Below are 17,103 nucleotides of genomic sequence, written 5' to 3'. Positions count from 1 at the left end.
ACTAAAACTAGGGATTCAGGGAGGCAGGGCCGCTCTGTTAAGGTAAAGATACAAGAACCGAGAAAGGGGGACAATTGACGATGTGCTGATCATGATGGACGATATTCTTATATTGGGAAAATGAGGAATGAAAGGCGACGGCGAAAATAGCGGATGGTTTGCAGCGGAAAGCGGTTTTTATTTCCGTCGGAAAAGATGAGTAGGAAGCTTTTGTGATCATTCCGACGGGGATTTTCTCGGCTTTGAATAGATGAATTCCGGGAGCTTTAGAGCTGGTCTTTATGGCCGAGCTTGTTCTGAATCGCTTGCCGCTTTAGCCGGAGGGCAGGCTTTTGCTGCCAGAAGCCCTTCCAAGCGCCTAACACCTGAGGCTCTCTTAGCAGAATATATCCATGAGTCAGCAGCTCGTAGGCCAAGAGCTTGGGTAATTGGCTCAACCAGCCAAATCCGCGCAGGTTTTTATAAATCATTTTATAACGGTTGATGTAGGACATTCTGCGAATAAAGAGGGGCTGCTGCCTGCGACTTCCTTTTTTCCAGCCACGTTCATGGGTACCGACCGCCTCTGCGCAATAATAAGCCTTCCACCCTAGCTGCCGGGCCCGCCACGCGACATCGACATCTTCTTTATAAGCGAAAAAATCAGCGTCAAAAAACTCCCCCTGAATGCTGATATCCTCGATCATCTTCCGCGCATATAACGCCGCCGCCCCTGATACTCCAAACACTTCGCCAGACCTGCGCCATTCTTGAACTGACTCTCCAGCCCCACGATCAAACGCGCGCCAGATCCCGTTCATGACGATTCCGGTGCTGTCGACGATGTCGGAACCAGATTTCAGTAGAAGCAGGCCGGTGGCACTGCCAAAGTTCGGGTGCTGCTGCATATAAGCTATGAGACGTTCGACATAATCAGACTGAAGCTGCACATCCGGATTAAGCACCAGGACATAGTCTGTATCCGTAAGCTCAATAGCCTGGTTATGTGCCGGGGCAAATCCACTGTTGTCCTGATTGGGTATAAGTGTTATTTCACAGTGGAGACCATCACTCCCGCTGGATTTCTCCATAAAAGACTGGACCCGTTCCAGAGTGTCATCCGTAGAAGCATTATCAATAATGACCACCTGCTGAATCCGATAGGTTTGCTGCATGACAGCATTCAGACATTCCCCGATGTCGTCTGCGCTATTATAAGTTACGATATGTACGCTAACGGTAGGTTTCATAGGCTAAATCCTTATCTTCATAATATAGTTCATGCAAAAAAAGTAATGCTGCCGAGCAGCCATTCGAGTGCTCCGCAGTTCGATCCTCTCGGGATTAAAGCTAATCCGCCCTTTCAGCATCGCCAAATTTAATGCAGCATGCCGTACTTTGTTCATTATATCAAACCAAAAAGAAAATAGGGGACTGTAATCCCCTATTCCCAGATTGCTAATTGGTTGTCCGGATATGAGACAGCGCGTACATGCTGTCATTCAGTTCTTCGAAGGTTAGAATTACAAGGAGTTCTTTTTCGCTGCCGTCTATCTGGGTCTTATAACTGAAGGTCGCTTCGACTGCTCCATCCTGCGTCATCCCCAATGTGGCATTTATTTTACTTTTGGCATTAATGGATTTCAGTTCTTTACTTAGCTTGGCTAAAGCAGCTTCAGAGGCATTGTCCAAGGAACCTGCGTGTCTTTGCACATAATCTTTCTTGGATTGCTCTCTATCGAATCCAGCAGCTGTAGGGATGGACTTGTCCACGTATCTGTTGAAGTTCTCGATATTTTTATCCTGATTACTGGTAAAATATCCCCCATAAATGTTAAATATTTCGATAGCTGGCTTGTACAGCTCACTTAGAGCCACTTCACCTTTATAGTTCTTTTTTAACTTAAGTACTGAACCGTTGGATTGGTATGTAACATACTGCGGTTTGACTTCTTTCTTAGCTGATTTGGCAGCGGAAGCCGCATAGGTATGTCCTCCTAACAGACCAAAAATTAACACTGCTGCAAAAACAACCGAAAACGATTTTAAAATCTTACTCACTTTAACATCTCTCCTTTTAAAAGTATGATCGATTTAACAAATCTCCTAATCTCCCAATTTATGGCCCCCCCCCCTAAGCTATTATATATGAAATTTCCTATTTTGTTTAACTTCCCCTACACGAGCGTATAAATAAGCTGCTTCAACTAGAATAAAAGAGCACCGCTGAATCTCGGTGCCCTTCACATATTAATGTCCAGCTATGGCTGGATATGTTCTTCCAATTTCTCAATCCGGCGGAAAATTTGATTTAAGTCCGCTTCCATTCCGGTCATATACCTACGTTGCGAATATAAGTCGTCACGGTATTCTTCTAAGCGACCCGACATTTTATCCAGCTTGTGTTCAATCGTGTCGATTTTTATTGTCTGCTGCTCTACTTGGCCCAATCGTTGGTCCACGGAGTCCAATTTTTGGTCCACGGAGTCCAGTCGTTGATCCATGGAGTCCAATCGCTGGTCCATTTTCGTCATCTTTTGATTATTTTCTGCCACCATCTGAATAAGTTGCGCAAGCAATTCTTGCTGTTGTTGAAGTACTTTCTCGATTTCCATCTCAACAACCTCACTTCTAACCATGATATCCCCCATTATAGCAAACAGAACTATCGGGTGCTATATTATTATTCCGTGTTGTCTTCCTTACTTCTCGCCAAGATTGCAAAAAAACTGAAGCCCTTCCGCCATAGGCAAAAATCCCGCAAACCATTCGTACGAATGGCCAGGTGCTCTATGACCGAGCCGGGCCAAAAAAAGAAGTGATCCTCTTATGGCCCGTGTATGGGTACCATTTATATGAGGGTCACTTCTTTTAAAAAACAAATGTGCTATTAATCCATAAGCTTACTATAGATTAGCTAGAGCATGAAGGAGAGACTGCAGGGCTGCAAGTTTAACCCCTAGGTCAATGCCAGCTCCAATGGCATCTTGAGCAGCCTGAATTTCATCAGCGAGCTCCGGTCTAGCCAAAGCTTCCGCAGCAGACTTTACTTCATAAAGGAAAACATCGAATGTTGGCAACTCGATAGTTGTCCGCTGGGTAACTGTGAAGCTTCCTCTGGACAGCTCAATCTCGACATCGTAGTATATCGTATCGCCGGAGTTGTTATATTGGTTGAAAATGATCTCACTCTGATCCAAGCTCTCTTCCAGATAAACAACATCCGTTACGGATCTAGGGGTCAGATTTCGGATTTTAACACGAGTCTCTTCCAATAAGGACTCGCCCGGCTTAGTTAACGATAATGCACTGCCAAGCTGCGCTTCATACGTTACTGTTGTAACAGAAGCGATTTTGTCCTTCTCCTCGAGCAAAACTGCAAACTCAGGGCTAGGTTCGGATGTGGCGCCTGTAGGCGCAACGTTAGTTAAGAGGTTTTGGTTGATAAACTGGATGTCATTTCCTTCAACTTTCATATCAAAAACATGCCAGTACAACTCACCACCCGCTCCGACGGGAATATGATAAGTGGACAACGCTGTGCCGCTTGCATCGTAAACCTCTACTTTGGCTGAAGATTTACGCAAGGTTTCCGTGCCATCGTAACCATTTCGGGAGTAGTTGTGTACGTAGAACGTGTACAAGCCATCTACTCGTTTACGAATGGTCGTTGTCTCCGGGCCATAGGAATCTACATCGTCATGATCGAGATCGGCATACACTTCGTCGTTGAAGTAATGTACTTTATCTGCATACCATGTGTGGAAATTGCCGCCCGCAGGAGTAGGACCTATAAGATGGGAGTCCTCGTCCCGAGGCTTCTCGCCCCACGTCAGCACAATGCGCAGTTCCCCGGATTCTGGCACCTTAATTGCTGTCGCGTCTTCATTAGTGTTAAATAGCTCACTAGCCGACACCGCAACTACATAGCCTGTGATAAAACCTGCTTTGTTCAGTTCACCAGTGTAAATACCTGCCGGCAGACTTACCGAATAACGGCCGTTCTGATCCGTAACTACCGTTGCCGCAACAGCACCGGCTGTATTCGAAAGGCCGCGGCGGAATTGAATCGTCATGCCCGCCACCGGCTGATCGTCTACGTCCACAATCGTACCAGCAAACCCTTCAAGACGTACGCTTCCGCTCAATGTCCCGCTAAATTTGGTAACGCCTGCTTTAGGAGCTATCTGTACAAGCAATTGCTTGCCGTAATGCTCATCCAAGGATACTGGATCAAAGGACAACTCGTTGGACGAACTGTCGAAAGCGATGTTCTCCAGACTGACAACATCTCCCTCAATCGTCGCCGAAACGTCCAAATCTGTTAGTTCAAGACCTGAAACCACATTAACGAACTTCAAGCTTACTTTACCGTTCGTCGCAACAAGGTGATTTTGCTGCGGCTGAGTGGATCCGCCATTATTACCGCTATCGCTGCCGCTTGAACTGGATCCGCCAGCACTACCTGTGCTGCTTCCCCCTGTGGATGGCTGGTCGTTAATGTTGGCAGAGCTATTGTTGTTGTAACTCACGCTGCCCGGACGCTGCGCCAATGTGGAACCTGAAGCATTGATTTCGGCATGTCCGATCGAACCTTGTCCGCCTACATTGGCCGCTGCATTCAAGATAAGAGATGAAATAAGCGCAGAGGCACTAATTTGGATATTGTTGTCCGCAGCTTGATTGCTAATGGCCAGTTCACCAATAGACCCCGAGAGCAGATTGATGTTAAGTGAAGTAGCTACCACATCAACCGTTTCAAATTTACCGGCCAAAGATACTTCTGCCCCTGCAGGAATTTGCTCAGAAAGGATCAAATCCTGAAATCCTAATCCGCTCAGTCCCGCTTCCTCCAAAATAGCACCGGATTGCAGTGTGACCTGCGATACCACACTGTTGCCTTCTGCTACGATACGGACACTTCCGTCTTTCTTGTTCACAATCACCGTGAGCAGCACCGAGTCGACGACATGAATACTATTCTTGCCGCCACCCTCGACGACTGTAGTGCCTTTAACGGTAACATTGTTCAGGGTAACGTCCCCTTCCCCAATGCCTTCGCCTAACTGCAGATCCCCTTCAATTACCAAGTTATTCAGGGTAACGTCCGCAGTCGTAATATGTACTGAACCCTTGATGGTTTCTGTACCCGAGCTCGGCCCGTATACTCCTGCCTGATCGTAGGTTACGGTTGCTTGATCAGACAACTGCTTCAATGCCCGGTCCAACACGCTAACGACTTCTGCGCGAGTTGCTGGCGCCAGGGGATTAAATTTCCCATCATTCCCCTTCATCAGCCCACTGTCCGCTACCGCGCCGATCGCCCCTTTACTCCAAGCCGGACTGTTCGCCGTATCCTTGAAAGCATTGGAGGCATCCGAAGGCTTAAGCCCAAGCAATGACGTTAAAACAACCGCCAGTTCTTGACGACTAACGTTGGCACTTGGTTTGAAAGTTCCGTTCTCATAGCCTTTCATATAACCTTTGGCAGTTGCCTTAGCAACATCTTTGTAATACCAAGCTTCTGCCTTAACATCGCTGTAGGAGACTTCCTTCGACTCTTCCACCTGAAAAGAACGGTTAATCAAAGCCGCCAGCTCAGCTCTAGTCACTTTGGCATCCGGCTGAAGATTGCCCTGTTCGTCCCCTTTTATGTAGCCTTTGTTTTGCCAGTCTTGCAGAACTACTCCCGCCCAATGCTGTTGAATACTACTCCTCTTTGCATTGGATTCGGCATTTGCCTGTCCCGGTGCTGTCAACGTTCCTACTACTGGTGAGACCAGCAATGAGAGTCCAAGTATCAGGCTCAGGAATTTGTTGCTCTTTCTTCTAAGCTGTTTCAATCTTTCTTCCTCCTCTGTAAATAGATAAGCAAAAGCGCACCTATCGAAATAGATAACATTTTCATTATACATACTTTAGTCACATATAAATAGAAAAATTTAACCAAATTGGGGGTCTAATTTACTAATTTAGTAGTTATTTTTGTTAGATAGAATTCATGGGATAAAAAAAGAACCCTTGCAATAAATGCAGTTCCAATTGCTATATTATATCTAGCGTCTCGGAGACTCCATTTAAAGGGTTCTATATTATTATTTCGTGTTGTCCTCGTTACTCTCGCCAAGCTCCCGCAAAAAAGCCTGCAGCCCTTCCCGCCATGGGCGAAGATCCCGCAAACCATTTGTGCGAATGGCCAGGTGCTCCATCACCGAGTTGCGGGGCCGCGGAGCCGGACGAGGAAATTCCTCTGTAGTGCAAGGCTCCACTCGTACAGGGTAGTCTTCTCTAAAAATACTCTTCGCCTCAGCAAAAATCGCCTCGGCGAATTCAAACCAAGTGCATTCCCCTGTATTGGAAGCATGATAAATCCCGTACTTCTCCGTCTGGGCAAGCCCGAGCAAAAACTGCGCCAAATCAACGGTATAGGTCGGGGATCCCTTCTGATCATTAACCACCTTAAGTTCAGGCTTCTCCGCACCTAATTTCAGCATGGTTTTCACAAAATTATTTCCATGCAGCCCGTATACCCAAGAGGTTCGCACGATAAAAAAAGCGGATGATAAGCTCTGTACCAATACCTCACCGGCCCGCTTCGATTTGCCGTAAATACTCTGCGGGTTCGTGTTGTCATATTCATGATAAGGAGCCTTCGCGGTCCCGTCAAACACATAATCCGTACTGATATAGCAGAACTTCGCGCCTACGCTTTGAGCTGCCAACACCATATTTCTAGTGCCAGAGGCATTAACAGCATACGCTGTATCCACATCGCTCTCCGCTTGATCCACGGCAGTATAGGCTGCACAATGAATGACAACATCCGGTTTGAAGTCCTGTGTACGCTCAAGGCAATTTTGATAGTCGGTTATGTCCAGCGTCTCTCGATCACAGGGCAGAACGATATCATTCGCTTGTTCAAATACGCGAACAACATCCTGCCCTAGCTGCCCGCTAGCTCCGGTTACAAGAACTCTCATGCACGTTCACCGAGACGTTCGCCATACTGCTTGGCATAATACTCCTGATAGGCCCCGGATTGGATTCGAGTCCACCACTCTTTATTTTGCAAGTACCACTCAATCGTTTCCTTGATGCCTGTCTCGAAGTTATGTTTTGGTTTCCAGCCCAGCTCGCTCATGATCTTTGTTGGGTCAATGCCATAACGACGGTCATGGCCAGGGCGATCCTCAACGAATTTGATCAGAGACTCCGGCTTACCGAGCTGCTCCAAAATGGTCTGAACAATCTGCATGTTCGTCCGTTCATTGTTTCCGCCTATATTATATACCTCACCGTTTCGTCCCTTATGGATAACCAGATCAATTGCACTGCAATGATCCTCGACATATAGCCAATCCCGTACGTTCAGTCCATCTCCATAGATCGGCAGCTGTTCGTCAGCCAAAGCTCTGGAAATCATGAGTGGAATCAGCTTCTCAGGGAATTGATACGGACCATAGTTGTTGGAGCAGCGTGTAATATTAACAGGAAGGCCAAACGTCTCGTGATAAGCACGGACAAGTAAATCTCCTCCGGCTTTACTTGAGGAATATGGACTGTTAGGTTCAAGCGGCGTCGTCTCCGTGAAAAATCCCGTCTCTCCAAGCGTTCCATATACCTCATCCGTAGAAATTTGCACAAACTTAGTTATCTCATATTTTCGTGCAATATCTAGTAAAACTTGCGTACCCAGTACATTTGTCTTCACGAATACATCCGGCTCCAGGATGCTCCGATCCACGTGGGATTCCGCCGCAAAATTCACGATGACATCAACACCTTGACTTACAAGGTTATCCATCGCTTTTGGATCCGTAATATCGGCTTTAACAAACGTATGCTTCGGGTTATTCTCCACCGATTTTAAATTTTCCAAATTACCTGCGTACGTCAGAGAGTCCACATTTATAATTTCATACTCCGGGTACTGCTGCAGCATATATAGCACAAAATTGCTGCCGATAAATCCGGCACCACCTGTAACCAGCAATTTCATGAATTGAGACCTCCTAGTCAAAGTTCATTTCTGCATCCGAAAATGTCGGGTGATTCCGATCTTTATCGGATAGCAATGGTTCGCTAACCGGCCAGTCAATGTTCAAAGCCGGATCATTCCATAGTATGCCGCGGTCATGTTCCGGGGAATAATATTCGTCCACTTTATAAAAGACTTGCGTATTCGGCACCAAGGTACAGAATCCGTGGGCGAAGCCTCTTGGAACAAGAAGCTGCCGCTTGTTGTGCTCACTAAGGATGACGCCGATCCATTGCCCAAAAGTAGGGGAGTTGCGGCGTATGTCAAGGATTACATCATATATCGCTCCCGTGAGCACCCGGATCAGCTTGGTTTGTGCTTTAGGGTTCAACTGGTAATGCAGCCCGCGCAAGACACCAGGCTCTGCAGAAAGCGATTGGTTGTCTTGGATGAAATTATAATTCACTCCGAGCTGCTTCATCACCTGTTCATTGAAGCTCTCCATAAAAAAACCCCGGTGATCGCCATGTACCACCGGTTCTAAAAGAAAAGCATCCGCTAATTTTAAAGGAGTCGATTTCATAATTAGCTCCTCCTTGTTTTTTATCTATAATTTTAATTTACCGAACGATTCATCGAACTCCAACTCCCGTGAAAGTTCGTTAGCACGAGCTAGGGAAGCATGGGTGCCTGCATCCGTCCACCAGCCCTGCAGTACATCGAAAGTAAGCTCTCCTCGTTTAATATATGCATTGTTTACGTCCGTGATTTCCAATTCGCCTCGAGCTGAAGGCTTAAGTGACTTAATTATATCAAAGACTTCATGATCGAACATATATATTCCTGTAACCGCGTAGTTTGATTTAGGTTGTTGTGGCTTCTCTTCGATTGAGACGATCCGATCCCCCTCCAACTCTGGAACACCAAACCTTGAGGGATCAGATACCTCCTGAATGAGAATCTTTGCCCCTACCTGCTGATTACGAAAGTTGGCCACAAAAGGAGTAATATCATCAGCAAAAACATTATCACCTAAGACAACAACCATCTGATCGTTCCCAACAAATTGCTCCGCCAAGCTTAGAGCTTGGGCAATTCCTCCTGCTTCATCCTGAACTTTGTAAGTGAAGGTTACTCCCATTTCTCGGCCGCTTCCAAGGAGGTTTACTACGTCCCCCATATGATCTTTGCCTGTTACGATAAGGATATCGGTAAGTCCCGCTTGTTTGAGTTTATATACAGGGTGAAAGATCATTGGATATTTGCCAACAGGAAGGAGGTGCTTATTAGTGACTTTGGTTAAAGGATAAAGGCGGGAGCCTGTCCCGCCTGCTAGAATAATGGCTTTCAAGGATTTAGATCCTTTCTTCTATTTTTTTAGATTATATTCACTCTTCGTTATATATGATTTATTTTTTAATAATTCGGAATGGCATAATTTCTAATGTGCTCTACTTAAATTAGTATACCGTTAGTGTTAGATAGATTACAAACACTTTCACTCAGACATCAATTGCATAATTTATTCTTCAAAAGTATTTACTTACCGTATTTGAGAGTGAAAAAGGACACTTAATAAGTGTCCTCTCGTTATTACTCTAATTACCTTCAGATTCTGTAAAATTAATCCTTTCCTTTTCAACAACTAAAGGCCTTTTAAGCACTTGGGTATGTATTGAGCCAATATACTCACCAATAATCCCAATAAAGAATAGTTGCACTGAAGAAAATAAGAAAAGCCCAATTATTAAAGGAGCTGTTCCCATAGAAAATGAATCCCAGAAAATCAATTTTGCAATAAAATACCCCATTGCAACTAAAAGACTCAAAGCTGACATAAGAAAACCTATCATGGCTGCTAATCTTAACGGAACTTTTGAATGATTTGTTATCCCCAACATTGCTATATCATAAAGAGTATAAAAGTTATTTTTAGTGATCCCTCTTTTTCTTGCTGGTTGTACATATTTAATTTTATAACTTTCAAATCCGATATCAGAAATCAACCCCCTAAAGTATGGGTACGGATCATCGATTTCTCTAAGTATTTCAATAATTTTTTTATCATATAGCCCAAATCCCGTATTGTTCTTTGTGAGCTCAATTTCAGATACACGATTAATAAAATTATAATACATTTTACGTATAGCAAACATTGCCGGACTTTCCTGACTTTTATCTTTTACACCTAAAATAACTTTATAACCTTCCTCCCATTTTTCAATAAAATCTTTAATCATTTCCGGAGGATCCTGTAAATCGGCAACTAGCAAAATAACCGCGTCACCTTTTGCTTGTAGTAACGCATGATACGGAGATCGGATATGTCCAAAATTCCTGGAATTCACAATGATTTTCACATTAATATCGTCTTTAGCCATCTTTTTTAAAATATCCACCGTACGATCCGTTGAATTATTATCAATGAATATATGTTCATAAGTATAGTGGTTTAAATATTGTCTAAATACATCTTTAACTTGCTTGTATAATTCTTCTACATTATCTTCTTCATTGTAACAGGGTGTAACAATACTAATTTTATGCATGAAACTTCCCCATTTTCATTAAATTAAACCCATATGAAACAGATTGTAGAGAGTCATATTGTGGGCTATATCCTATATCAATTGCACTTGTGTTTAACGTATAGTAATTACTTTTTAAGCCTGTGATTGAAACAGACTTCTCGATATTTTTTATCTCGACTTTTAATTCATGATTTTGTATAAAATAATCCAATAATTCAAATTTAGAAACAGGCTTAACGGAGAATACATCGTAAGCATAGTTAATAGAGCTTTTTTGAATACAAAGCTCTATTAAATTTATCAAATCTTCTGGGTGTACATAATCACGAACCATATCTTCAGAGGAAGTTTTCAGTACTTTTTTCTGTTCCAAGCAATTGAGTACATCTGTCAGAAAAAAGGTTGATTTTCTATCAATGAACCTACTGAAAAAACTGAAGATTCTTAGATCAACTATATTATAATCGGCTAGACTACGATGTTTAGCTTCCATATTCAATTTAGAGATACCATAATAATCTTTAATAGTTAAACTATTTATATCCAATATTAGTTTTTTGTTTAATGATGCTGATTCTGAATAGTCAGTACCATATATTGCACCACTACTAAGATTAATATACTTTGTATTGGGCGAAGTCTGAATATAACTAATAACTAAGTTATCAAACTCTTCTGTTACTTTAAATATATTATACGGATTTTGAGAAATTTCCTCAGAGCTTACAATCCCTATACAATTAATTACAACATCATAGGTGTTATTATTGAATTGGTTGAATTCTTTTACTACTACTTTATTACGCATATTATTCTCTGATAAAAATAAGGAAAGTTTATCTTGAGACCTCGCAAAAGCAAATATAAGATAGTCATTTTTCTCGCAGAGGCTTTTGGTAACGTTTTTCCCAATATGCCCTGTAGCTCCTAATATGGCTACCCTGATCAAGGAACTATTAACCATAAGTGTACAGCTTCCTTTACTTTGGAATCTCCATTTCTTCCGCCAAGTCAATCAACATAATTTCCTTTAGTTCTTCCCGATCCAAGAAGGGAAACATATCTTCAATAGGTCTATTTACTACTAATTTAGGATGTACTTCTGTCTTTTTTTCTAGTTTGATCTCTATAAAAGATGGGCCATCTACTGATAAAAAATCTTCCAATTTATCTATATCATTCATTGAATTCATTTGGAATGAAGGTATCCCATAAGCCCTTGCAATTTTAACAAATGAAGGATTTTTATTAACTGTAGACTGCTGCCTTCCCTCCATATAGAGATCCTGGAATTGTCTAACCATACCAAGTGAATTATTATTCATCACAACTGTCTTTATAGGTAGATTTAAACGTGTTATCGTATCAAACTCTTGAATATTCAATTGTATACCACCGTCCCCGGCAATCACCAAAACTTCTTTATTAGAAGCTAGCGCTGCACCAATGGCAGCTGGCAAAGCAAATCCCATAGCTCCCATTCCACCCGAATTTAACATCCTTTGTTCATTATTCAACCTATAAGATTGGGAAGCCCACATCTGGTGTTGACCTACATCAAGGCATACGGCAGCCATGTGCCCACACTTAGAGGATAAAAGTTCCATAAATCTGTTGGGTTCAATCTCATCAGCTGCCGGTTGGAAAGAATACGTTGGATACTTTTCTTTCAGTGAGCTTATTTTTGAATACCATTCACATATATCTGGTTTAATATAATAACTTGAAATCTCTTGATTTATTGCTGCTAAAAATCCACGTAGATCAGATTGGATAGGTACATCTACATTTACCTTACTATTGAGTTCTAATACATCCATATCCACATGAATTTTTTTAGCCCCCCTAGCAAATGTATCTGGCCGTGTCCCCGTTTGTCTACTATCTAACCTCGAGCCTAAGATTAGCAATAAATCACAATTCGCCAAAACTAAATTACTATAACGATTCCCATAGGAGCCAATCAATCCAACATTTTGAGGATTAGTGTGTGGAATTACATCCAAACCCATTAATGAACTTACTACAGGTATCCCAGTTTTGTCCAAAAACAACTCAAGCTCTGCACTAGCATTGCCTACTCTTACTCCTCCACCCGCTAGTACTAATGGCCTCTTTGCATTTCCTAACATATTAATGACCAATTCAAGAGTATCCTGATCGAGATTGCCTTCCTTCCTAGACTCAAAATATTCTGGACTGGTAAAATAACTCTCTAAATTGTCGGGATCAATATCTGCTCTTTGAATATTCATTGGGATATCTAAAAGAACCGGACCAGGCCTCCCATTTTGAGCCAAATAAATTGCCTTCTCTAGATGATATCTTATTTTTTTAGGATCGGTAACTAACTCAGCATATTTTGTTAATGATTTAGATACACTTACAATATCGGTCTCTTGAAATCCAACTTGCCGAATGGGTCTGTCAAATTTATATTCGTAAGTATTTACCTGCCCTGTAATAAATAAGCATGGCACAGAGTCAAAATAACAACTTCCTATACCTGTTAATAAATTCAAAGCCCCCGGGCCACTGGTAGCCATGGCGACGCCTAACTTACCATTTAATCGCGCATAGGCTTCCGCTGCAAACGCAGCCGCTTGTTCATGACGTACAGAAACACATTCTATATCATCTCTATATGAAATAGAATCAAGTAAATGCACAATAGCCCCACCAATAAACTCAAACACATGAGAGACGCCTTCTTTTTGTACAAAATCTACTACGTAGTCGGAAAGCTTCATAGAAGCTGATCTCTCCTCTCTATGTATTTTGATATTCCAAAATCTGTTTGAAGCAGATTTCTCTTAAATCTTCTTTACTTTGATACGCTAGGGTAAATTCTATTATTTTATCAATAGCAGTTTCTAAATTCCATCGAGGGAACCAGTTTAATTCAGAAATTGCTTTGGAACAGTCAAGTTTTAAATAATGTGCTTCATGGGGCTGTGGTGATGAATCAATCTCATAGGTTGCTCCCCTTCCCCATTTATCACAAATCTTCTTAACTATCCATTCTACAGGTTTAGCGTCTTCATCGTGTGGTCCAAAATTATATGCACTTGCATACTTCTCTCCATACTGAAAGAGGTTCTGAGCAAGTAATAAATAGCCACCTAGAGGTTCAAGAACATGCTGCCAAGGTCTAATAGAATGCGGGTTTCTGATCTTGATTGGCTGATTAGATAATAAAGCTTGAATTGAATCCGGTACCAATCGATCTTTGGCCCAATCCCCACCACCAATGACATTTCCTGCTCGAGCAGTAGCTACCGAAACAGCATGTATGCTGTTTTTATTTAGAAATGAACTTCGGTAAGCGCTAGTCACCAATTCAGAACACGCCTTGCTACTCGAGTATGGATCATACCCTCCTAGAGGCTCATTTTCTCTGTATCCCCATACCCATTCCTTGTTTTCATAACATTTATCCGTGGTTACATTAACAACAACAGATACACTGCTACACCTTCTAACTGCTTCTAGTAGATTAACGGTACCCATTACATTCGTAGCATAAGTCTCAACTGGATCTTTATAAGATTCTCTGACTAAAGGTTGAGCTGCCATATGAATAACTATCTCTGGCTGAAAATCCATTATGGCTTTGCTTAACGAATCTCCATCCTTAACATCTGCAATAATACTTCTATGAATCAATTGATCTATTTGGCAAAGCTCATATAAGTTAGGGTTTGAAGACGGCTCTAGTGAGTAACCTGTAACTTCAACCCCCATTGTTGACAACCATAAACAAAGCCAGGAGCCTTTAAATCCAGTATGTCCCGTTAAGAACACTTTCTTCCCCTTCCAAAAACTAAGATCGATCATTTCATATTCACCGACTTCATCTCCCAGGTTTTCCATGGGGCTCTTCCCGATTTCCACAACTCTTCCAGGTAATTTTTATCTCTAAGTGTATCCATTGGCTGCCAGAAACCTTCATGTTTGTATCCCATTAATTCTCCATCTCTTGCCAACTTCTCTAATGGCTCTTTCTCAAGGATGGTGGCATCTGATGAAATATAATTTAACACCTCGGGTTCCATTACGAAGAAACCAGCATTGATCCATGAACCGTCCCCTTTAGGCTTTTCCTGAAAACCTCTTACTTCATCAGTTGGAGTTAGATCTAATGCACCAAATCTCCCACTAGGCTGAACGGTTGTTACAGTCGCGAGTCGCCCGTGAAGCTTATGAAAGTTAAGCAATTCATTAATATTTACATCTGAGACTCCATCTCCATATGTCAACATAAAAGTCTCATTTCCGATGTAATCTTGAACCCTCTTTACCCTGCCGCCTGTCATAGTATCGATACCCGTATTTACTAAGGTTACTTTCCAAGGCTCTGCGGTATGTTGATGTGTGATCAGTTGATTGTCACTACGAAAGTCAAAAGTCACATCCGACTCATGGAGAAAATAATGAGCAAAATATTCTTTTATGAAGAAACCTTTGTAACCCAAACAAATAATAAAATCATTAAAGCCTTGCTGAGAGTACTGCTTCATTATATGCCATAAAATGGGTTTTTGGCCGATTTCAATCATAGGTTTTGGCCTGAGATGAGATTCTTCACTTATTCTTGTTCCGTAACCACCTGCAAGTATGACAACTTTCAATTCAAGGACCTCCTATTGGCTTATTTATAGTTAAGGACAAATTCTCGTATTTTTTCAATCACATAGTCAATCATTTCATGAGTCAATCCCGGATAAACCCCAACAAGGAAAGTATCATTCAAAATTTTATCGGTATTAGTTAGGTCTCCATGTATTCGATAATTTACATTTTGATAAGCAGGCTGACGAATTAAATTACCTGCAAACAACATTCTAGTCTGAATACGATTGGACTCCAAATAATTAACAATCTCATTTTTGGTGAAATTAACCCCATCCCGGACGGTCAAAATAAAACCAAACCAGCTAGGATCGGAGTTATCCGTAGCCCTTGGCAGAATAAAGAACTCTCCTAAATCCTTAAGGCCCTCATATAAACGTTTGAAATTTTCTTTTCTAGCTTGCGTAAAGTCGGGAACTTTTTTTAGTTGTTCAACCCCGACTGCAGCCTGCATATCAGTTACACGCAAGTTATAGCCTATATGTGAATACGTATATTTATGATCATATCCATATGGCAACGAACCAAGCTCCCATCCAAAACGTTTATTGCATGTATTATCGCAGCCTGATGGACACCAACAATCTCTTCCCCAATCACGGAAGGACTCAATTATACTCTTCAGTAGCGCATTATTAGTGTACACAGCTCCTCCCTCGCCCATTGTCATATGATGAGGAGGATAGAAGCTCGAGGTGCCTATATGTCCATGCGTCCCCGTTAGCTTTCCATTAAACGTGGAACCCAGAGCATCACAGTTATCTTCTACAACCCACAAATTATACTTACTAGCAATTTCCATAACTTTATCTAATTCAAAAGGATTACCCATCGTATGGGCAATCATAATTGCTTTTGTTTTTGATGTAATTGCTCCTTCTATCCGGTCAGCTATGATATTGTAAGTGCCTAATTCAACATCAATAAAAACAGGTATTGCTCCATTTTGAATAATAGGAGCCACTGTTGTCGGAAAACCAGCAGCAACTGTAATGACTTCATCTCCTGGCATAATTCGCTTTTCCTTTAACTTCGGAGAGGTAAGAGCCGAGAATGCCAACAAGTTTGCAGATGAGCCTGAATTGGTAAGCAACGCATACCGTACACCAAGAAATTCAGCATATTCCTTTTCGAATTTTTTGTTGTACCTTCCAGCAGTTAACCAAAAATCTAAAGATGAATCCACTAAACTTCTCATTTCTTTTTCATCGTATACACGTCCCCCATAGACGACGGGAGTTTTCTGCTTATCGAAGTTTTTATTCCGATCAGAATGGAACAGCTCGTAATAACTTTCTACCTTTGAGAGAATATCCTTTCTTATAATTTTTTCTAGTTGCTGCTCACTTAATTTGGATATTAATTCAATACTCTCAGTAGACAGCATTAATTTAGAACGAACATCTAAATAAAATGTCCCTTCTAAATTAGAATCAATGACTTCTGTTTGATATTTTTCAAGAAATGGTTCTGGATAATTAATAGAAATTTTATATCCTTGAATTGAGTTTTCTTCATGACTACAAACTACAGCATACTCTTGCTTATTTTTAATAAACACAATACTTCCTTGTTCTAGCATTCCTACACCTCTTGTGGTTTTCTTTTAGTTCTAAAACTCCAATATTTATGACCAAAAAAACTGATTACTGTAGTTAATAAAAGGGCTATGGCCTGAGCGATCAAGTTATTCATTTCCATTGTATCAACTAATAAGAACAATAGAAACAAGTTAACAGCAAATGTAGCAACATAAACCGCAAAAAACTTCACAGCGCTGTCCAAATTATAACCTTTTTGCTGAAAAGTCCATCTGTTATTCCAGAGAAAGCTATGAGTAACTCCAATAATATGAGAAAATATAAGAGCCAACAGATAATTATTGTTTAATAAGTGAATGAATAACGCATAGAATGCAAACCCAACAATCGTATTCAATACTCCTACGAAAATAAACCTAATAGATTGAGTCCCCATATCGCC

General features: G+C 41.5%; 15 protein-coding genes. All 15 read right to left on the bottom strand.

Going from position 1 to position 17,103, the window contains the following annotated elements; translation table 11 throughout:
- Positions 1 to 266 precede the first annotated feature (266 nt).
- On the bottom strand, positions 267 to 1,229 hold the full coding sequence (locus G358_RS0102915) for a glycosyltransferase family 2 protein (RefSeq protein WP_019635712.1): 963 nt from the start codon (positions 1,227 to 1,229) through the stop codon (positions 267 to 269).
- A 208-nt stretch (positions 1,230 to 1,437) separates the two neighbouring features.
- Positions 1,438 to 2,040, bottom strand: coding sequence for a hypothetical protein (locus tag G358_RS0102910; protein ID WP_019635711.1), 603 nt, complete (start codon positions 2,038 to 2,040; stop codon positions 1,438 to 1,440).
- Between the two features lie 200 nt (positions 2,041 to 2,240).
- On the bottom strand, positions 2,241 to 2,594 hold the full coding sequence (locus tag G358_RS0102905; protein ID WP_157274239.1) for a hypothetical protein: 354 nt from the start codon (positions 2,592 to 2,594) through the stop codon (positions 2,241 to 2,243).
- A 291-nt stretch (positions 2,595 to 2,885) separates the two neighbouring features.
- Positions 2,886 to 5,822 (bottom strand): S-layer homology domain-containing protein, encoded by a 2,937-nt coding sequence (locus G358_RS0102900; protein ID WP_019635709.1) that lies wholly within the window; start codon positions 5,820 to 5,822, stop codon positions 2,886 to 2,888.
- A 252-nt stretch (positions 5,823 to 6,074) separates the two neighbouring features.
- Complete coding sequence (rfbD, locus tag G358_RS0102895) at positions 6,075 to 6,959, bottom strand: dTDP-4-dehydrorhamnose reductase (protein WP_019635708.1); 885 nt, start codon at positions 6,957 to 6,959, stop codon at positions 6,075 to 6,077.
- The gene (gene rfbB, locus G358_RS0102890) at positions 6,956 to 7,978 is read right to left on the bottom strand and encodes a dTDP-glucose 4,6-dehydratase (protein WP_019635707.1); all 1,023 of its coding nucleotides are present in this window, start codon (positions 7,976 to 7,978) and stop codon (positions 6,956 to 6,958) included. The genes rfbD and rfbB overlap by 4 nt, the downstream gene beginning before the upstream one ends.
- A gap of 13 nt (positions 7,979 to 7,991) precedes the next feature.
- Positions 7,992 to 8,540, bottom strand: a complete 549-nt coding sequence (gene rfbC / locus G358_RS0102885; protein ID WP_019635706.1) for a dTDP-4-dehydrorhamnose 3,5-epimerase — start codon at positions 8,538 to 8,540, stop codon at positions 7,992 to 7,994.
- Between the two features lie 24 nt (positions 8,541 to 8,564).
- The gene (locus G358_RS0102880; protein WP_019635705.1) at positions 8,565 to 9,308 is read right to left on the bottom strand and encodes a sugar phosphate nucleotidyltransferase; all 744 of its coding nucleotides are present in this window, start codon (positions 9,306 to 9,308) and stop codon (positions 8,565 to 8,567) included.
- A 247-nt stretch (positions 9,309 to 9,555) separates the two neighbouring features.
- Positions 9,556 to 10,506 (bottom strand): glycosyltransferase family 2 protein, encoded by a 951-nt coding sequence (locus G358_RS0102875; RefSeq protein WP_019635704.1) that lies wholly within the window; start codon positions 10,504 to 10,506, stop codon positions 9,556 to 9,558.
- Positions 10,499 to 11,452, bottom strand: a complete 954-nt coding sequence (locus G358_RS0102870; RefSeq protein WP_019635703.1) for an NAD-dependent epimerase/dehydratase family protein — start codon at positions 11,450 to 11,452, stop codon at positions 10,499 to 10,501. Before G358_RS0102870 ends, G358_RS0102875 begins: the two co-directional genes overlap by 8 nt.
- Before the next feature lie 16 nt (positions 11,453 to 11,468).
- Entirely contained in the window at positions 11,469 to 13,238 is a 1,770-nt protein-coding gene (locus tag G358_RS0102865) for a thiamine pyrophosphate-binding protein (protein ID WP_019635702.1), read from the bottom strand.
- A gap of 19 nt (positions 13,239 to 13,257) precedes the next feature.
- The gene (rfbG, locus tag G358_RS0102860) at positions 13,258 to 14,325 is read right to left on the bottom strand and encodes a CDP-glucose 4,6-dehydratase (RefSeq protein ID WP_019635701.1); all 1,068 of its coding nucleotides are present in this window, start codon (positions 14,323 to 14,325) and stop codon (positions 13,258 to 13,260) included.
- Entirely contained in the window at positions 14,322 to 15,119 is a 798-nt protein-coding gene (gene rfbF / locus G358_RS0102855; RefSeq protein WP_019635700.1) for a glucose-1-phosphate cytidylyltransferase, read from the bottom strand. Before rfbF ends, rfbG begins: the two co-directional genes overlap by 4 nt.
- Before the next feature lie 20 nt (positions 15,120 to 15,139).
- Positions 15,140 to 16,702, bottom strand: coding sequence for a lipopolysaccharide biosynthesis protein RfbH (rfbH, locus tag G358_RS0102850; protein WP_019635699.1), 1,563 nt, complete (start codon positions 16,700 to 16,702; stop codon positions 15,140 to 15,142).
- Positions 16,703 to 16,704: 2 nt separating this feature from the next.
- The gene (locus G358_RS0102845; protein WP_019635698.1) at positions 16,705 to 17,097 is read right to left on the bottom strand and encodes a GtrA family protein; all 393 of its coding nucleotides are present in this window, start codon (positions 17,095 to 17,097) and stop codon (positions 16,705 to 16,707) included.
- Between the last annotated feature and the right edge of the window lie 6 nt (positions 17,098 to 17,103).

Origin of the sequence: Paenibacillus fonticola DSM 21315, from assembly GCF_000381905.1 — a bacterium.
GTDB lineage: Bacteria > Bacillota > Bacilli > Paenibacillales > Paenibacillaceae > Fontibacillus > Fontibacillus fonticola.
The sequence above is the reverse complement of the archived record's forward strand: the minus strand, read 5'-3'. Positions and strand labels throughout refer to the sequence as shown.